At 47.6% G+C, this 3,024-nt stretch carries 3 protein-coding genes; 2 read left to right on the top strand and 1 reads right to left on the bottom strand.

Annotated elements, in window-relative coordinates; all coding sequences use genetic code 11:
- Positions 1 to 762: ABC transporter substrate-binding protein (locus tag PX481_RS14340; protein ID WP_288094805.1), on the top strand; the 762-nt coding region annotated here is incomplete at its 5' end.
- A 9-nt stretch (positions 763 to 771) separates the two neighbouring features.
- Positions 772 to 1,608, top strand: coding sequence for an ABC transporter ATP-binding protein (locus tag PX481_RS14335; RefSeq protein ID WP_002758618.1), 837 nt, complete (start codon positions 772 to 774; stop codon positions 1,606 to 1,608).
- 102 nt (positions 1,609 to 1,710) lie between these two features.
- On the opposite strand, the gene murA is transcribed toward PX481_RS14335, so the two are convergent.
- The coding region (murA, locus tag PX481_RS14330) for a UDP-N-acetylglucosamine 1-carboxyvinyltransferase (RefSeq protein ID WP_002758620.1) at positions 1,711 to 3,024 on the bottom strand (1,314 nt) is incomplete at its 5' end.

Raw genomic sequence — 3,024 nt, 5'->3', positions numbered from 1 at the left:
TTTCGTCTTTTGATTATTCCGCCGCCGCAGATGGTCAACAATATGCGTATTGGCACAATGCAAGCTTATATGGTGGCCGAACCCTGGAACACTAGGGCGATTACCGGTAACGAAGGGGTCGGTTTTACCTTTGCCCAGGGACGGGAAATCTGGCAAGGACACCCCGATCGCATTCTAGCGGTGATGGAGTCTTTTATCGAAGAAAACCCGAAAACCTATCGCTCTTTAGTCAAAGCGATGATTGAAGCTTGTCAGTATTGCGATCGACCTGAAAATCGAGAGGAAGTAGCGACGATCATTTCTGGGCGCTCGTTTACAGGGGCAAAACCACAATTTACCCGCCCCGGCATCGTTGGGGATTACAACTATGGGGGTTTCGATGATCGAAAACGTCTGGTTGAGGATCTAGCGACGACAATTTTTTTCGCCATGCCGAAAGATATTGCCAAAGCCGATCACGATCATTCTACCTTTCTCTGGCAATCCGAAAGTCTTTGGTTAATCACCCAGGCCGCTCGCTGGGGACAGATTGCTGAAATACCCAAAAATGCGGAAGAAGTAGCTAAAAAAGCTTGGAAAACCGATTTATACCGTCAAATCGCCGACGATATGGGTATTGTTTGTCCCAGCGAGGATTATTACGTCGTACCGCCGGGGGACTTTATCGATCAAAAAGCTTTTGATCCTAGCGATCTCGTCGGTTATCTCAACAGTTTTGAAATTCGCGCCAATTCACCTCAATTCTTTTATTTGCAGGGATAATTAATTATTATGGCCCAATTCTCCTCTGTTCCTAACTCGCTCTCAAGTTCCTTTTCCGGGGAGGAATTTTTAGAGATTAAAAATATCGTTAAAGCTTATCCTAAGGCTGATGGCGGTAATTTTGTTGTTCTTGATGGGGTGAATCTGACTATTGGTTCCCAAGAATACATTTCGGTGATCGGTCATTCCGGTTGCGGCAAATCGACGCTTTTAAAAATTATCGCCGGTTTAGAACAAGCCTCCTCGGGACAGGTCACTTTAGAAGGAAAATTAATTCGTAAACCGGGGGCTGACCGCATGATGGTTTTTCAGCATTATTCTCTTTTACCCTGGTTGACAGTGCGAGAAAATATTCGCTTGGCGGTGGATGAAGTTCTTAAAAGTGCTAGTAAAGTTGAAAAAAATAGCCTTGTTAATGAACATTTAGCTATGGTGCATTTAACGGCCGCTGCTGATAAATATCCCGAAGAAATCTCCGGCGGAATGAAGCAGCGGGTGGGCATCGCTCGCGCTTTGGTAACTCGACCGAAAATGCTATTGATGGATGAACCTTTTGGGGCTTTAGATGCTTTAACTAAGCGAAAATTACAACAGGAAGTGCTGAAAATTTGGGAGAGTCACCGGCAAGCGGTGATTATGATTACCCATGATGTAGATGAGGCAATTTTCATGTCCGATCGCATTGTTTTAATGACCAATGGACCCCATGCTAATATCGGTGAGATTTTAACAGTGCCTTTTCCCCATCCCCGGGATCGTCACGCCATGCGAGAAACTCAAGAATATTATGATTTAAGAAATCATGCTCTCGATTTTCTAGAGCGTTATTTTACAGCCGATGAATAGGCGGTGAAAAAGTCAGATAATATCTGTAGGGGCGAAGCATTCGGATGGGAAATCTCCGGTTTCAGCGATAGGTTATTGCCCGAATGCTTCGCCCTTTTTCTATTAAGATTGGGTCAGGGTAGCCAATTCTAAGGCTAAAGGATCAACCCGGCGTAAATTTGCCCCTAATGCTCTTAATTTACCCTCTAAATTATCGTAACCTCGATCGAGGTGATGGAGTCCCTGCACAATAGTAGTCCCCTGGGCTGCCAATCCTGCCACCACCAAAGCTGCCGAAGCGCGTAGATCCGTGGCCATCACCGGCGCTCCAGAGAGGAAAGGCACACCGCGCACTAAAGCCACATTTCCTTTGACCTTGATATCTGCTCCCAGACGCTTTAATTCGGCCACATGACGCAGACGGTTTTCAAAAACCGTCTCATTAACCACGCTACTGCCCTCGGCTAAAGTTAATAGAGCCATAAATTGGGCCTGCATATCCGTGGGAAAACCGGGATAGGGCAGGGTTTCCATATCGGTGGCTTTTAAGTCTCTAGGGATAATCCGGAGACGATTGGGACCATCTTCCACCACTTCCGGACCGATTTCGTGCAGTTTGGCAATTACCGAAGCTAAATGGCTGGGAATCACGGGATAAAGACTAATTTCTGAGTGGGTAATCGCCCCAGCTATCAGTAAAGTCCCGGCTTCAATGCGATCGGGAATGATACTGTAATCGGTACTGTGCAGACGGGAAACTCCCTCGATGACAATTGTATTGGTCCCAGCACCGCGAATTTTTGCCCCCATGGAAACACAAAAATCGGCTAAATCAATCACCTCTGGCTCCTGGGCCGCATTACCGAGAATGGTTTCCCCGAACGCTAAAGTCGCCGCCATCATTAGGGTTTCCGTCGCTCCCACACTGGGATAATCCAGATAAATATTCGCCCCTTTCAGACGACCATTACCCTTAACGCGGGCGTGTACCATGCCGCCATCGATTAATACATCTGCACCCATTGACTGTAGGCCTCTAACGTGCAGATCTACTGGTCTGGCCCCAATGGCGCAGCCGCCGGGGAGGGGAACTTTTGCTTCTCCTAAACGGGCTAAAATCGGTCCGATGGCGAAAAAACTGGCTCGCAACTGGGAGACGAGATCGTAGGGTGCTTGAGCTTGTTGGAGGTCTCTGCCATCAATCTCTAGTCTATCTCCGGTGCGACGGACTTGCACGCCCAAAGCCGAGAGAATTTGACTCATCCGCTCGATATCGGCCAGGGCAGGTACATTACCAATCTGGCACTCGTCGGAGCAGAGTAAAGCTCCCGCCATAATCACTAGAGCGGCATTTTTGGCACCACTGATCTTGACTTCACCCTTGAGAGAGTGACGACCTTGAATTTCTAAATAGGGATGCTCGGTATCGATGGTCAT

The sequence above is a fragment of the Microcystis sp. M53603_WE2 genome (assembly GCF_030065435.1).
The sequence above is the reverse complement of the archived record's forward strand: the minus strand, read 5'-3'. Positions and strand labels throughout refer to the sequence as shown.

Coding starts and splice junctions, on each gene's coding strand:
- PX481_RS14335 (WP_002758618.1), top strand. CDS start 772: ATGGCCCAATTCTCCTCTGTTCCTAACTCGCTCTCAAGTTCCTTTTCC.